At 46.6% G+C, this 15259-nt stretch carries 11 protein-coding genes and 1 tRNA gene; 5 read left to right on the top strand and 7 right to left on the bottom strand.

Going from position 1 to position 15259, the window contains the following annotated elements; all coding sequences use genetic code 11:
* Positions 1 to 347: 347 nt before the first annotated feature.
* Entirely contained in the window at positions 348 to 2516 is a 2169-nt protein-coding gene (locus THIAE_RS02705) for a HAMP domain-containing methyl-accepting chemotaxis protein (RefSeq protein ID WP_006459969.1), read from the bottom strand.
* A gap of 138 nt (positions 2517 to 2654) precedes the next feature.
* Here THIAE_RS02705 and THIAE_RS02700 point away from each other — a divergent pair, with 138 nt between their 5' ends.
* A complete protein-coding gene (locus tag THIAE_RS02700) occupies positions 2655 to 3014 on the top strand; it encodes a response regulator (protein WP_006459968.1) in 360 nt (119 codons plus the stop codon).
* A gap of 65 nt (positions 3015 to 3079) precedes the next feature.
* Here the strand turns inward: THIAE_RS02700 and THIAE_RS10485 are convergent, their stop codons facing one another.
* Positions 3080 to 6097 (bottom strand): methyl-accepting chemotaxis protein, encoded by a 3018-nt coding sequence (locus tag THIAE_RS10485; protein WP_006459967.1) that lies wholly within the window; start codon positions 6095 to 6097, stop codon positions 3080 to 3082.
* 300 nt (positions 6098 to 6397) lie between these two features.
* Between THIAE_RS10485 and THIAE_RS02690 the strand changes: the two genes are divergently transcribed.
* Positions 6398 to 6721 carry a CCDC90 family protein gene (locus THIAE_RS02690; protein ID WP_006459966.1) on the top strand — a complete coding sequence of 108 codons (324 nt, stop codon included), beginning with the start codon at positions 6398 to 6400 and terminating at the stop codon, positions 6719 to 6721.
* Positions 6722 to 6786: 65 nt separating this feature from the next.
* Here the strand turns inward: THIAE_RS02690 and THIAE_RS02685 are convergent.
* Positions 6787 to 6877, bottom strand: a tRNA-Ser gene (locus tag THIAE_RS02685).
* Between the two features lie 121 nt (positions 6878 to 6998).
* Positions 6999 to 7499, bottom strand: a complete 501-nt coding sequence (locus THIAE_RS02680; RefSeq protein ID WP_006459965.1) for a GlcG/HbpS family heme-binding protein — start codon at positions 7497 to 7499, stop codon at positions 6999 to 7001.
* A 103-nt stretch (positions 7500 to 7602) separates the two neighbouring features.
* On the opposite strand from THIAE_RS02680, the gene THIAE_RS02675 reads away from it, so the two are divergent.
* From THIAE_RS02675 to THIAE_RS02665, 3 genes are read left to right on the top strand one after another with little or no spacing between them, the layout of a single operon-like run.
* Positions 7603 to 8538 carry an SPFH domain-containing protein gene (locus THIAE_RS02675; protein ID WP_006459964.1) on the top strand — a complete coding sequence of 312 codons (936 nt, stop codon included), beginning with the start codon at positions 7603 to 7605 and terminating at the stop codon, positions 8536 to 8538.
* A complete protein-coding gene (locus THIAE_RS02670) occupies positions 8535 to 8975 on the top strand; it encodes an NfeD family protein (RefSeq protein ID WP_006459963.1) in 441 nt (146 codons plus the stop codon). Before THIAE_RS02675 ends, THIAE_RS02670 begins: the two co-directional genes overlap by 4 nt.
* Positions 8972 to 10171 carry a ChaN family lipoprotein gene (locus THIAE_RS02665; RefSeq protein WP_006459962.1) on the top strand — a complete coding sequence of 400 codons (1200 nt, stop codon included), beginning with the start codon at positions 8972 to 8974 and terminating at the stop codon, positions 10169 to 10171. Before THIAE_RS02670 ends, THIAE_RS02665 begins: the two co-directional genes overlap by 4 nt.
* A 5-nt stretch (positions 10172 to 10176) precedes the next feature.
* On the opposite strand, the gene THIAE_RS02660 is transcribed toward THIAE_RS02665, so the two are convergent.
* Genes THIAE_RS02660 through THIAE_RS02650 form a run of 3 tightly spaced genes read right to left on the bottom strand, consistent with a single transcriptional unit; the run spans position 10177 to position 15224 of the window.
* Positions 10177 to 11982, bottom strand: a complete 1806-nt coding sequence (locus tag THIAE_RS02660) for a complex I subunit 5 family protein (protein ID WP_006459961.1) — start codon at positions 11980 to 11982, stop codon at positions 10177 to 10179.
* Between the two features lie 57 nt (positions 11983 to 12039).
* Complete coding sequence (locus THIAE_RS02655; protein ID WP_006459960.1) at positions 12040 to 13830, bottom strand: complex I subunit 5 family protein; 1791 nt, start codon at positions 13828 to 13830, stop codon at positions 12040 to 12042.
* Positions 13831 to 13880: 50 nt separating this feature from the next.
* Positions 13881 to 15224, bottom strand: coding sequence for a hypothetical protein (locus THIAE_RS02650; RefSeq protein ID WP_006459959.1), 1344 nt, complete (start codon positions 15222 to 15224; stop codon positions 13881 to 13883).
* Between the last annotated feature and the right edge of the window lie 35 nt (positions 15225 to 15259).

The raw sequence follows: 15259 nt of genomic DNA, 5'->3' as shown, positions 1-15259 counted from the left end.
TATTAACAACACACCTAATAAATAAAGTTTTAGAGTTTAAAGACTTCACTCCAACTAACCGTAATTATTAAAACTAGTAGCCTGATCAATTTATTGAAATAAAATTTGGTATAGGATAGCTTCAATTTTTATTAAGAGATGTTTTTATATCCCTGCAACCCCGTAACACTTTACTTATTGACGATGACTTGCTACAACAAAGCGTGCAGCTCGCTTTTATTGCAATTTTTGGGCACCAAGCATTTGCGGTTCGGCAAGATGCCTTTAACTAAGTTTGCGATAACTTATTTTAAAAACGAAAAACGCCCCGATTGGGGCGTTTGCATTTTGGCAATTGGGATTGACTTTTAAAACTCACTCCACTCATCGGCAGCCGGTTTGGGTTTGATAGGCAAGGCTTTTGGAGCGGAGGCCGATTTAGGCGCCGCTAGCTTTGCTGGTGCAGCTTGACGATGATTACCGGTATTAAAGAACACCATGTCATTACTGAGAATCGCGGCCTGTTCGCTCATGCTTTCAGAGGCCGCTGACGTTTGTTCAACCAACGCCGCATTTTGCTGAGTCACTTGGTCTATATTGGAAATAGCCTGGTGCACTTGCTGTACACCATCGGCCTGTTCTTTGGACGCTTGCGCAATCTGTTCAATCATCTTGGTCACTTCTTGCACCGCATCATTCATTTGGTTGAGCATATCGCCTGATTCAAATGCAAGCTTTGTACCTTGATCAACCCGACTAACACTTTCACTGATCAGTGTGGAGATTTCCTTAGCGGCTTGCGCTGATTTTTGCGCCAACGCACGCACCTCTCCCGCCACCACCGCAAAGCCTCGACCATGATCCCCTGCGCGTGCAGCCTCAACCGCCGCATTCAGTGCCAGCAGATTGGTTTGGAACGCAATACCATCAATCAGGTTTACGATATCTGAAATCTTATGACTGGACTCTTGAATTGCCCCCATCGCATCAATGGTTTGTTGCATCACCACTTTACCTTTTGATGCTTTATCAGCCACACCCACTACAACCTGAGTGGCTTCCATGGCATTTTGGGTGTTGTTTTGCACCGCAGAATTCATTTCTTCCATGGTTGCAGAGGTTTCTTCCAGCGCGGCGGCTTGCTCCTGTACGCGTTCACTTAAATCGAGCGCGCCTTTAGACACTTCATCAGCGGCGGTATGCACAATATTCGATGCATTAATTGCTTGTGATACCACACCGGTTAACTTCACAGCGGTATTATTAACCGCCTCAGTCAGAATACGTAACTCGCCATGGTATTCGCCTTCAATACGCTTAGTCAGGTCGCCATTCGACTGTGCCACCACAACATCGGTAATCGCATTCACTGCATTTTCAAGCGAATCCATGGAACCATTAATATTACCTTTAAGCTCGCTTAATTGCCCTCTGGCGTCGGCTTTTACCCGATGCTGGAACTTGCCTTCATTCATATAGGCCATAACGCTATTAATATCGACAATCACTTGATCGATACTATGCAAGGCGTTATCGACTTGTTGACTAAAGGCTTGTGGAACACGCTCGTCCATCTTGGCATCAAAACGGCCATTGTAGAGGGCTTGCATGACCTTGCCGAGCTCGTCCATCATAAAGGCCACCTGTTCGGCCGAGGCGTTAACCCCTTGTTTAAGCTTATCAAGATCGCCAACATATTGACCTTGCACACGTTGACTAAAGTCGGATTGGGCAATCGCACCAACCACGTGATTGGCTTCGGTGATGGCTTTGGCAGCATTTGCTAACAAATCATTAAAGGCATTAGCAGCTTGACCCACTTCGTCTTGACGCGACACCTTAATTCGGGCAGAAAAATCACCTTGTTCCTGCACATGACGCGAAACGCGCACCAACTCATTCAACGGTAAAGTGACCGCGCGCAGGGTGGTACGGGAGAAGAATATCGCCAGGGCAAAAAAGATCAATGACGCCATAATGGCCAATTTAAAGGTGAGCTGATAAGTTGCTTCATTACGTTCATTTAATTCTGCCGCAACACGCAACTGTAAATTGACCAAATCGGTAACCGCATCAGAGATTGGGTCGATCACTGGATAGAGGCGATCTATACTAAATTGCGTAATGCCTTGCATATCACGCGCTTTAACCAGACGCTCTAATTCATCAACGGCACGGTCAGCCGGTTCCATTAGGGATTGCGCCCTTTGCGCCAGCTGAGCTTCTTCCGGGGTTAAGGTGGTAGCCATATAATCGCCCCAGAGTTGACGTATATCGCGCTTAGCTTGCGCTATATTTTGTTCAGCTTCTTGCCAGCTAATGTTACCATTGCGTAACTTATGGTTAGTATCAACAATATTGACTGCATAGCTATCAGCAATTTCTTTTAAGCCCTGCAGCGGCACCACACGATCATCGTATAACTCATGCAGATTGTCATTGTTGACCTTCATACTCACCAGTCCAAGCACCACAGCCAGTAAAGCAAAGCCAAGTAAGGTTGAGACCAAGAGGGTGATACTATTTTTTATACTCATTTCTACTTTTAACCCTAAAAAATAAACTGCATTTTGCCTTATCTTCTCATAAAGACAGAGTTAAAGCGAGGCATCATAACCAACAAATCTGTAGATTAAACGTATAATTACTGAAACAAAAAAAGGCTCGCTTTGCCAATGAGAAATTTAAATATTCTATTAGTCGATGATGATCTGCTGCTACATCGTATTCAATCGGCTTTTATTAATGGCTTTGGTCATCAAGCTTATGCAGTAGCACACGCAGAAGATGCAATTACGGCTTTAAAAAACCAGTCGTTTGATTTGGTTTTGATGGATCTTATCATGCCGGATATCAACGGGTTTGAGATGACAAGAAGACTCAGATCTGAAGGATTTAAATTACCAATTGTGGCCCTAAGTGGTAACGATACGCCTGCCGATCGCCAGCAGGCGCAACAAGCGGGCATGAATGGCTACTTAACCAAACCACTTCGGCTGGATGCTTTTAACCAAGTTATTAATAACTTGTTTTAAAAACAAACAACGCCCCGATTGGGGCGTTGTTGGGGCGTTTGCATTTTGACAATTTGGATTGGCTTTTAAAACTCACTCCACTCGTCAGCAGCCGGTTTGGATGGTTTCGCAGGCTTGGACGCTAATTGACGTACTGCAGGTTTTGCTAAGGCCGCAGGTTTCGCTAAAGCTTTCGGCTGGCTAGCGGCATTGCCGGTTTTAAAGAACGCCATGTCTTGTTGCAACAACTGCGCCTGTTCACTCAGGCTTTCTGATGCCGCACTGGTTTCTTCTACCAAGGCCGCATTTTGCTGGGTGACACCATCAATCTGTGCAATCGCATTGTGAACTTGCTTGATGCCCTCAGATTGCTCAACAGAGGCCTGGGCAATTTGTTTAATCATCTCGGCCACATTATTAATCGCATCATTAATACCCTGCAGCACCTCCCCTGATTCAGCAGCAAGCTTGGTGCCTTCATCGATCCGTCCCACGCTTTCGTCGATCAGGCCTTTAATATCTTTGGCCGCTTCAGCTGATTTTTGCGCCAAGGCTCGTACTTCACTGGCTACCACCGCAAAACCACGACCATGCTCCCCGGCACGGGCGGCCTCTACCGCCGCATTCAGTGCAAGCAAGTTGGTTTGGAAGGCTATCCCATCAATCAAGGTCACAATATCAGCTATCTTATGACTCGACTCTTGAATCGAATTCATCGCACCGATAGTTTGTTGCATAACCGTGGCACCTTGGTTAGCTTGGCTTCTAACCTGCAAAGTAACCTCAGCAGTTTGTTGTGCGTTTTGGGTATTCGCTTGAACTGCCGCGTTCATTTCATCCATCGTGGCAGACGTTTTTTCTAATGCGGTAACTTGTTCTTGTACCCGTTGACTCAAATCTAATGATGCTTGCGACACTTCGGTAGCGGCACTGCTCACATTGACCGACGCATCGGTTACTGCGTTAACCACCTGTTTCATTTTTTCCATCGAATAGTTAATCGAGTTTTTCAGGCTATGTAGTTCACCTTTAAAATGCCCTGTAGGTAACTCGACTGTTAAATCTCCCGACGCCTGCGCGGCCACCACTTGACTGATTTTTGTAATCGCATCCGAGATGTCTTCCATCGAACTATTGATACCGTTTTTAAGTTTCAATAGTTCACCGCGTGCGTCAACCTCAACGCGATAATGGAAATCACCCTCTTGCATTTTAGACATCACGTGGTTGATGCTATTGATGGTTAGCTGCAAGTTTTGCACAGCCTGATCAACCTTAGTACGGAACTCCCCTTTAACAGTATCCGGCAAGCTAACACTAAAGTCGCCGTTATAAAGAGCATCCATCACGATTTCAAGTGCGTCCATTGTATTTTGAACACTCCCTACCGACGCATTAACGGCGTTTTTCATCACATTAAGGTCACCATGGAGAATATCAGTAACCTGAACATCAAATTTACCTTCGGCAACCGAAGACATGACGTCATTAACATTGGTTATTGCACGCTGGACATTAGCTGCAAAACGATTGTAGGACTGCACAATGTCACTGATTTCGTCACCGCGATCAAGGTACATGACTCGCCCATTAAAACGACCTGTGTTGATCATGGTGCGCATCGACGCCGACAACATTTTAAGCGGCTTAATCACCCGTTTTGAGATCACTAATAACAGTAATAGCACAATCGCAATCACCACCAACACGACGCCTAACAAAGACCAAATCACTTGTTGAGTGGCGGCGGCTATTTGCTGCTGAATTTGATCGGCCGGTTTAATCATCAGATGACGACCTATGACCTCACCGACCGGATTGTATGCAGGTAAATCTAAAATAATTGCATCACCTATGAAGTAACCGGCACGATTTTCACCCTGTTCAAATTTTGGCAGGTTATCACGCAGGTAATTGATGACCTCTTCATTAAACCAAGCGTTATGAGCCAACAAATAACCTGACATAAACGCATTGTTATTGACCAAAGTTCGCGGCATGCGATCACCATAAAAGCTTTGGTCGATTACCATGACCCAGTCAGTGTTGAGTTGCTTAAGATCGCGCACAATGGAGCCGACGCCACCCGAAGCGGACACCACCCCAACCAATTGATTGTTATAAAACACGGGCGCATAACCTGTCGCACCAATACCAAAGCCATTTTTATCAATGGATAGGTCACCCACTACACGCTGGGTTTCAAGTGCACGATCACGAATCCGGTCAAGATGTTCATCACCAAACTGCTCCAATGACCAGGAGCGCATAAAGGAGCGGCGTTCAGTATCATAAAGTTGAAAACGAATATTGCGGTAGTCAGTGATTCTAGCGAAGTGATTTTGAACTTCTGACAGACGCTGTTCTGCAACTGTCCGAGGCACTACTCCTGCCAAGGCTCGCTGAATTTCAGGCATCATCGCCGCGGTGGCCGCGATATCGGTCACAGAAACCGATTTAAATGCAATCTGATCTTTGATTTGTTGTTCTGCAACATCTAGCGCCTCATTGAGCTGCTGGTCAATAATCGGTGCAATTTGCGATTTATAAAACAAACCACCCAGGGCCACCAGGCCTGCTAACAACACGATCATGGCGTAAATTGCCAAAAGTTTTGCCAAGCTGCCAGTAATGGCAAACTTGTTTAACTTCGCTGCCAAAGGGGTGATGGCCATGCTGTTTTGCAGCCTTAGTTCACCTTGATTAATTTGACGATAAAGTTTTTCAGCCATGGCTATTTGTTGCGATGTCGCCGGAGTGCGAACCGAAACATAACCGAGTTTTTTGCCATCTTCAACCATAGGCGATACGTTGGCTTGCACCCAATAGTGGTCACCATTTTTAGCACGATTTTTTACAATCCCAGTCCAATCTTTACCGGCTTTAATGGTTTGCCACATATCCTCAAACACTTGGGCTGGCACATCTGGGTGGCGCAAAATGTTATGGGGTTGACCGACAAATTCCTCACGACTATAGCCAGAGATTTTTAAAAAGTCATCCGAGGCCGTTGCAACAGTGCCCTGTAAATTAGTAGTGGTAGATAAAATGTAATCTTCAGGAATGGTTATTTGGTTTTGTGTAACAGGTCTGTTTGACTGCACTTTTTAGCTCCAACTATAAATCTTAGGCTATAGAATTGAAATTGCGCGCTTTTTGACTAGAAGTTCAAAAATAAATTGGGTCAAGAATAACACCATATTAGTAATTAGTTAAGAGTAAACTGATTAATAGTGATACTGCAGAACCAAATCGTCTAAACTCATTGAAAGTTTCAATCACAATTTTATTCATCACCTCCTCCTTGACCAGATCGCAACGGCTTGATAGCTGATTTCAATTTGCTCAATAGATTAACTGGGGTACCGTTTAGATCATAAAATAACACTAAGTAAGGGTTTGCTATGTCAATCATTACATTTGATACGCTCCAGTATGCTAAAGCCCTTAAAGCCAAGGGCTTCACCACGGAGCAAGCCGAGGCCTTGGCCGAACAAAACAAGATTGTTTTTAATGAATTTGCTGAAAATCAGCTGGCAACCAAGGCAGATTTATTCACAGCCAAAGAAGAAATTAAAGCCGATACGCAGTCCATAAGGGCCGAACAAACGCTAATAAAGCAAGACATAGCACAAATTAACGCAGATTTACGGGTTTTAAAATGGGGTATTGGCTTGGTGGTTGGTATTGCGGTTACTGTGGCGATTAAATACCTGTTTGGGCTGTAAATCTTGGTAAATTATTGATTTTTGGGCTTAAAAAAACTCGCTTGATGCGGGTTTAAATGGTAATTTGGCGGAGAGCGGGGGATTCGAACCCCCGATAGGCTATTAACCTATACACACTTTCCAGGCGTGCGCCTTCAACCGCTCAGCCAGCTCTCCGTAAGTGCGCGAATTATAACGGCTAAGCTCGCCCTTGTCTATGAAACAACACAGCCAGGCAAAATAAATTCAACCTGGCTGTAATAGCCTATAAAACCAAGTTTAAATCCAATAACTGGATTTACATCATTTCAAGGTCCATCTGAACCGCTTCAACACCCGCTACAGCACATTCTTCATCAATATCGCCACCTGGCGCACCACTCACCCCAACGGCACCAAACAAACGGCCACCGGCCGAAATCGTCACTGAACCGGCCATAAAGGCAAGGCCTTCACCCAAGGTTGGCAATGCCCCTTCAGCTTGGCTAACTAACTGTGACCCATTGGCATTAAACATGACTGCTGTGTAGGCTTTTTTCTGAGAAATTGGCAAGGATACCGGTGGCGCCATCGAGTCACGCATCTGCACCATAATAATCCCGTTACGATCGACCACGGTAACCGATACCGGAATGCCTTTAGCTTCACAAGCTTTAATGGTTTCCATCGCGATTTTGTTGTTTACTTCTAGGGTTAATCTTGGCACATCAACGGTAAGCGATTGCGCATTAGCAATCGGCGCCATCGCCACAACCAGGCCTGATGCAACAAGTAAAGATTTTAATGATTGTTTCAACATACATCCTCCAAGATGATTTATATTTAATTTAATGTTATTGCAAAGCAGTTTGATTCTAACACCATCTGTCGCGAATGCTTACTGCCAAAACTAAGGATGAACTATGGATTTCACAATTTTTACACTCATTTTGCTCGCTGTGGTTGTCATTTATTTGGCCTCCGGCATTAAAATTGTGCCGCAAGCTGAATTACAAGTTGTTGAACGTTTGGGCCGCTACCATCGCACTCTGCACGGTGGGTTAAACTTTATCATTCCGGTTGTTGATCGCGTGCGTTCAAAATTTGGCACCCAAGAGCAAGTGATTGATATTCCGGTGCAAAAAGTGATTACTCGCGATAACGTCAGTATCGTCATAGATGGTTTAGTTTTCTTGCGCGTCAATAATGCTGAACATGCCACCTATGAGATTCTGGACCTCAAGCACGCGATTGCCCAGTTGGCGCAAACAACCTTGCGTTCTGAAATAGGTAAGATGGATTTAGACGACACCTTGTCATCGCGCGACACATTGAATGCCACCCTGATGATTGCGTTAGATAATGCGTCTGGCGGCTGGGGCGCAAAAGTCACGCGCGTAGAAATTTCTGACATCTCCGTACCCGAAGCCGTACAACACGCAATGGAACTGCAGTTACGGGCTGAACGTGAACGCCGAGCCACTGAGACTGAGGCGGAGGGGTTAAAAAATGCCACCATCGCCAAAGCCGAAGGTGACCGTCAAAAAGCTTTTAAAGAAGCTGAGGCTATTGAACGTACAGCCGATGCGAAACGTTATGAACAAATTCAATTGGCGCAAGGTCAGCAAGAAGCGATTGTGATGCTAGCGCAAGCGATGCAATCTAACCCCAATGCCGCAGAATTCTTACTGGCTAAAGACCGTATTAAAGCCTGGGAAGGCATTGCCGCCAGTGATTCGGCCAACAAGGTAGTGATTCCTTATGAAGCCACTGAACTGGTCGGTGCTCTATCGGTACTGCAAGGCGTGCTCACCCAAGCCGGTATTGCCAGCGGCACGTCATCGGGAGCGACTAAATGATTACACCAGGCCTGCTCGACCTGATTCCAAGCTGGGCGCTAATTGCATTGGGCTTTGCGCTCATCGGCATCGAAATGCTGCTCGGTTTATTTATGTTGATGTGGTTTGGCATTGGCTTAATTGCGGTTGGCTTGCTCAGTTTTGTGGTCGATTTTGAGTATGGCGAAATTCAACTCATTTTTGCCTTTGCCATCGGCTCGGTGCTGCTGTTCGCCCTGCGTAATAAAGTGATTGCCAAGCGCAACGCCAAAGAAGAAATTTCGGTCACCTACCAAACCGGTGGCATAGGCAAACTCTCCTTACACAATGATACCTGGATGGTGTTCTACCACGGCACCCATTGGCAAGTTGCCAATCCACCGGCCGAATGGCAAGAAGGTCAAAGGGTTCGCGTCACTAAAATTGAACTCAACCAGGCCTGGATTGAGCCTGAATGACCACCAGACTTAAACCACTTGTCACCTCAATACTAGCAGGCCTGCTATTGACTATCTCTGGGGGCAGTATGGCTGACACACCACTAAGCAGTCCACTTGAACAAGCGGCACAACAAAACCTAGTCACCCTGCCCTTTAACCCAGAAGTTGTGGATTTTAGCCAGGCAGATGACTGGCAAGGTTTAATCACTCACTTGACTGATTATAAGGTTATTTTTCATGGCGAAATTCACAACCGACTCAGTGACCATTTAATCCAAGCTGAATTATTACACCTGATGCATCAACAAACATCAGAGCTCGCGGTGGGTGTGGAATGGTTTCAAGCGCCCTTTCAAGCCTGGGTAGATGGCTATATTGCTGGACATTTAGATGAAGGCGAATTATTACAACGCACCGAATACTTTACTCGTTGGCGTTATGATTGGCGCTTGCTGCAACCACTAATGCATTATGCGCGCGATCATCAAATTCGTATCTTAGCGTTGAATGCACCCGCTGAACTCACCCGACAGATTGCGCGTGAGGGGCTGGAAAGTTTAAGCCATGAACAACGTATACAATTGCCCAAGATTCATCCACCCCATCCTGAACATGAACAGAGGCTTAAGGCTTTTTTTGGTCAAAATTTGGCTGAACACGCCAACACCGATAACTTTATCCATGCACAACGGACTTGGGACGAAACCATGGCCACGAATGCCGCCGCTTGGCTTAGAGCCAACCCAAACGCGCGCATGTTAGTTATAGCCGGACAATTTCATTTAGATTATCAACAGGCGATTATCGGCGATATGCTGCGCCAACTGCCCAATTTAGCCAGACAAACCTTAAGTCTTGCCAATGGTTCATTTGAAGAATGGCAATCGGACCGATTTGATGGTTTTTTGCTCACTGACGAGCTAGTTTTACCGGCACATGGTCGCATTGGCAGCCATATTACCCCACAGGGCCAGGCTTGCTTGCGTGAAATTATTGCCAACAGTGCCGCCGATTGGGCCGGTTTACAAGTGGGTGACTGTATTGTTGCGTTTAATCATCAACCGATTCGTCACTTCAGTGATTTAATGTTAGCGCTTTATGAAACCCTGCCAGATCAACGAGTTATGGTGACGCTGCATCGTAATAATACCAGCAACCAAGCTGACCGTGCGGACGAGGTCGATGTGATCGAATTAGAGCTCACGCTCGATTAACCCATCTAACCTATCGGCCAAACCATAATCAACAACACAATCACTAACAACCCAATCCAGGTTAACAAATAACCTAACCAATGAATGGTTTTACTGGCATGAATCAGCCCATGCACATTAGGATGCTTAAACCAATTTAGTGCGGCTTGCGGAGGTGTCAGCCGGCTCAAACGCTGACTGGTCGCACGCCATAATTGACCTAATCCTACGTGACCGGTTCGCCATTGCTCACCCAACCATTCATAGACGACTAATACATCACCTGCGGGCAACTCAAATTGCCGATTGATTCGAATTCGCCAGGCCAATGCGATCATCAAAGCTAATACTAAGGGGGGCAAGGCCTGCTGCAACATCTGCCCATAGGCTAAGCTGACCGGTGCCAAGATTTGCCAAGCGTTCGCACCGCCACTCACCGCTTGGGTAAACCAGCCGGCCAACAGCAACAGCGGCCAAAATAAAATTAATCCCAATACCAGCGCCCAAGCACTAAACGCACCGGCATCGTTCCAAATACGCGACCATGAAGGCGCCGCTTTGGGGATAACTAAGGGCCAAGGCTGTTTAAGCAAACGCCTAATAAAATGAGTCATTAACAACAAAGTGGCCCCAGAGGCAATACTTAACCACCAGAGTGGCAAGGTTGCGACCACCGCATCCATTTCACTGGATAATTTCATGCCGTATTTCAACCAAGCACCAGCGGTTAAGGGTGCACCCGCTAACACCAAAGCTAACAGCACCAGGCCTGCTGAGGCGACATAACGTAGTGCCATGGTCGTGGCAAATTTATACCAACCTAAACCAATAAATAAAGCGCTTTTCACCAGTGCATGATGCCAAACAAACAAAGCCACCCACAGTACCCAAATGCGCGGGTCGGGCGTTTGCCATACCCAACTTAGCCCCCAAATCAACCAACCCATTTGGCTAATGCTTGAATAAGACAACACGGTTTTAGGGTCAGTTTGAGTTAAGCCCATCACCACCCCATAGAGCATAGCAATTCCACCTAACCAAGCGAGTGCCATAAACACGGTTTCACTGAGCGGCATGGCCAAACTGGGTAATAAAATCCACAATCCAAGAATGCCGGCCTTAATCATCACGCCCGATAAAATGGCACTGGCTGGAATGGGGGCGGCGGTATAGGCTAAGGGTAACCAAACATGTAGCAAAGGCACACCTAATTTCACCGCCATACCCATGGCAATCAGTACCATGCCCCAGGCACCGGACGGTGTATCTATCCATACCATTAAATCGGTGGTACCCAATTCTGCCGCGCGTAGCAACAGGCCACTGAATAACAGAATTTCGCCCAAAATAGCCAGCATGATATACCAGTTTGCTGCCCGCTCTGCGTGGACAGTGCGTTCATGGACCACCAACCCCCACGCTGCTAGGCTCATTAAGCTAAAAAACAGATAAAAACTTAGGGCATCACCGGCCACGACCAGCCCTAAGCTACCCGCTAAACTCAGTTTCATAAACAACGGATAGCTAATATCATCGGTGGTGACCCAATGACTATGCCAGGCCACTAAGGCCCAGATAATAATGCTAAAACTCAGCCAAATAAATGACAGCTCATGCCATACCAAGTGAAAGCCAAGCAAAAAGCTAGGAAGATAAAGCGCATCAAGCGGTGAGATGACAGGGGCCAGCAACCCCAGTTGCGCAAACCATAACAATACCGCTGGGATAAGGCCAAGGGTGATAAGGGTGCCGGTATATTTTTTGGTAGCCGGGATTAACAAGCTGATTGTCAATAACAGCGGCCACAACCACAATGCCATCATCAGGTTCATCTGTCACCACGTCTGCTATGAAAAGTAAATTTATTGTAGCTGATTTGAACTTGCTCGTCAGCTTGCTGCCAAGGTCAAAATCAACAACACCATAACGAGTAGGCCTAGCCAAGCAAGTAAATAACCAAACCAACTCATCGTTTTGTGCGTTTGCATTATCGCCGGTAAACGCGCAGCTTTTAAATAAGCTGATTTTTTAGTCAATAACAAATACTTAACATTGAGTATATGGCCTCTCGCTGACACTAAATAATGCGCCAGCTTTTTAGCTGACCAGGCATAAAAGACCAGTACATCCCCTGCAGGTAACTCAAATTGACGATTAATTAAAAAGCGCCAGGCCAACGCAAGCAACAGCGCCATAAACAACGGCAACCAGGCCTGTTGGATCATCGACCCATCAACCAAACTCACCGGTACAAATGCCTGCCAGGCTGGATTACCTAAATTAACAGCTTGGGTAAACCAACCAGTCAAGAGTAATAAGGGCCAAAGCATAATTAAGAGCAATAAAGCTAGCCAGGCACTGAAGGCACTGTCATCATGCCAGACATTTGATTTTAGCTCCCCTGATACAGGCTTAGCTTTAAACCCATTTTGGCTAACTAAACACCGAATAAAATGAATCATCAATAGCAAGGTCGCACCTGAAGCAATACTTAACCACCAAAGTGGTAAGGTTGCGACCACGGCTTCCATTTCACTAGATAACTTCATGCCGTATTTCAACCAAGCGCCAGCGGTTAAGGGGGCGCCCGCTAAAACTAAAGCTAGCACCACAAGACCTGCAAGTACGATATAGGCTTGCGTCATGCTAGTGGCAAACTTGTGCCAACCAAACCCAATAAACAAAGCACTTTTAACCAATGCGTGATGCCAAGCAAACAAGGCTACCCAGAACACCCAAACACGCGGATCAGGCGTTTGCCATACCCAACTTAGCCCCCAAACTAGCCAGCCCATTTGACTAATACTCGAATAGGCTAAGATGGTTTTAGGATAAGTTTGGGTTAAGCCCATCACCACGCCGTAAAGCATAGCAAGTCCGCCTAACCAAGCAACAGCCATAAATAGGTTGTCAGTTAAAGGCATCGCCAAGCTAGGTAATAATAGCCATAATCCAAGAATACCCGCTTTAATCATCACCCCCGATAAAATAGCACTGGCTGGCGTGGGGGCGGCGCTATGAGCCAAGGGCAACCAAACATGTAACAATGGCGCACCCAACTTGAACCCCATACCAAGGGCAATCAGCATCATACCCCATGCACCTGATGGCGTATTCAACCACAGCATTAAATCAGTGCTACCCAATTCTGCTGCGCGTAGCAACAGGCCACTTAATAGCAGAGTTTCACCCAAAATAGCCAGCATGATATACCAGCTAGCCGCGCGCTCCGCTACTGGCGTGCGCTCATGAACTACTAAACCCCAGGCTGCCAGGCTCATTAAACTAAAAAACAAATAGAAGCTTAGTGCATCACCCGCTACCACTAAGCCTAAGCTGCCGCTTAAACTGAGTGTCATAAACAAGGGATAACGGATGTTGTCAACTTTGACCCAGTGACTATGCCAGGCCGCTAAGGCCCACACAAGGATATTAAAACTGAGCCAAATAAATGACAGTTCGTGCCACACCAAGTGAAAGCCAAGTAAAAAACTTGGCAGGTATAAAGCATCGACAGGCATTATCCTTGGTGCCAGCCAACTTAATTGCGCCAGCCATAGCAACATAGCTGGGATTAAAGCCAGGGTGATGAGCGTGCCCGTGTATTTTTTAGCGGCTGGAATTAACAAGGTGAGCGTTAATAATAGCGGCCATAGCCACAATGCCATCATCAGATTCATTAGCCACGACTCACACATTAAATGGATTTTGTATTCTAGCTGATTTGGGCTTATTCGTCAGCCGGTGGCGCATATAACCAAGGGCGCAAAGCTACAATCGCTTGTTGGTAACGACAAGGTTTACCAAAACGTTGTTGATAGGCCGTTAACCAGGCCTGCTGAGTCGCCGGTCTGCCAAATTTTTGAGCTTGCGACCACTGCAATAAGGCCTGCCAGCAGTCTTGTGCCTGTTGCGGTGAATGAATCGGTTGACGCATAATAGACCACAAACGCCCATGACTATAGCCTCGCACAATCAGCCAAACTAACACAGCAAGGATGAGCAGGCCTGCTATTAAGACCAACAAGGCCAGTAACAACCATAACCAGATTGGCAAGGCGATAAAAAACTGCGCTGGCAAGGTTTTTTCAGTTAACTGCTGGGTGTGGCGATCAAAATACAGCCAACTCACCGGAGCATAATAGCCCCAACGCACCCCATCCAATCGGAAAGGTTGTACCCAGGTTTGCGATAAGCCGCGCCCCGCCTCTTGCCACAGCACACGCGATTCACGTCGCTGAAATAACCATTCTGTTTGATGCTCAGAGGTTAATTGCTGTTGCAACAGGTTACCTAAAGGCGGTAAATAATCCACATCTACCACGCTCCAGTGGGTGTGAATTTCATACACCCGACCACTGACCATAATACTGGGGCGTTGCCAATGCCACTCAAGGGGGCCAGAAGGCAAGCTGGGCGGAACATAACTTGGGCGCACACGCACATTCACACTTTGTGGCGGCGCAAAAAACTGCCATACTCCCCCGCCTTGTCGCGTCGCAATACGAATACTCGGTGCACTGCGCACAAACTCACCTTCTTCATCTAAACGTTGCGCCCAAATTAAGCGCGCCTGCCGATTAGATAGGCGCTCTAGGGGCGCACTCTCCAAACCCGCTTGCTCCGGCATCTGTACATTTAAGCTCAAACCTTCATCGACTAATTCAATATCCAAGTGCTGGCTCCACCAGTCACCTAGCCAGCCTTTTGCTGGCGCGTCCGACCAATGTAATTTGATTAAAGGATTAGGTAACACCTCTAAGCGTTGCGCGGGTAAACGCAAAGTACCACTTCGCAAAGCCGGCGTGGTAATTAAGCCAGGTTGGTAAGGCGTCAAAGTCAGTCGCACCCGATCAACAGCAGGATAGCGCACTTGGATATGAAAATAGGCCTGCAGCGGGGTTAAATCCATGCGGCCAAATTCGGCGTGCGTATTGTCACTGCGTAAGGTCAGTTGAATACTTTCACCGAGGATTAAACTTGGCGTAAGACCCGTGGCTGAAGCGTCTGCAATGGCGTGCGCAGACAGCCCCTGCAAGACAATGGCAAACCACCAGCATATGATCGCTATCATAAGGTTACGCCTTAGGTAAAGTTTTACCATCGTTT

Source organism: Thiomicrospira aerophila AL3 (genome assembly GCF_000227665.2).
In the GTDB taxonomy this organism is placed as follows: Bacteria; Pseudomonadota; Gammaproteobacteria; order Thiomicrospirales; family Thiomicrospiraceae; genus Thiomicrospira; species Thiomicrospira aerophila.
Note: the sequence above shows the minus strand (reverse complement) of the source record. Positions and strands in the feature narration are given on the sequence as shown.

What these genes read in the sequence shown, in the direction of transcription:
- THIAE_RS02700 (WP_006459968.1), top strand. Translation starts at nt 2,655, where the DNA reads ATGAGAAATTTAAATATTCTATTAGTCGATGATGATCTGCTGCTACAT.
- THIAE_RS02675 (WP_006459964.1), top strand. Translation starts at nt 7,603, where the DNA reads ATGGATTTCACAATTTTTACACTCATTTTGCTCGCTGTGGTTGTCATT.
- THIAE_RS02655 (WP_006459960.1), bottom strand. Translation starts at nt 13,830, where the DNA reads ATGAATCTGATGATGGCATTGTGGCTATGGCCGCTATTATTAACGCTC.
- THIAE_RS02670 (WP_006459963.1), top strand. Translation starts at nt 8,535, where the DNA reads ATGATTACACCAGGCCTGCTCGACCTGATTCCAAGCTGGGCGCTAATT.
- THIAE_RS02690 (WP_006459966.1), top strand. Translation starts at nt 6,398, where the DNA reads ATGTCAATCATTACATTTGATACGCTCCAGTATGCTAAAGCCCTTAAA.
- THIAE_RS02665 (WP_006459962.1), top strand. Translation starts at nt 8,972, where the DNA reads ATGACCACCAGACTTAAACCACTTGTCACCTCAATACTAGCAGGCCTG.
- THIAE_RS02680 (WP_006459965.1), bottom strand. Translation starts at nt 7,499, where the DNA reads ATGTTGAAACAATCATTAAAATCTTTACTTGTTGCATCAGGCCTGGTT.
- THIAE_RS02660 (WP_006459961.1), bottom strand. Translation starts at nt 11,982, where the DNA reads ATGAACCTGATGATGGCATTGTGGTTGTGGCCGCTGTTATTGACAATC.
- THIAE_RS02650 (WP_006459959.1), bottom strand. Translation starts at nt 15,224, where the DNA reads ATGATAGCGATCATATGCTGGTGGTTTGCCATTGTCTTGCAGGGGCTG.
- THIAE_RS02705 (WP_006459969.1), bottom strand. Translation starts at nt 2,516, where the DNA reads ATGAGTATAAAAAATAGTATCACCCTCTTGGTCTCAACCTTACTTGGC.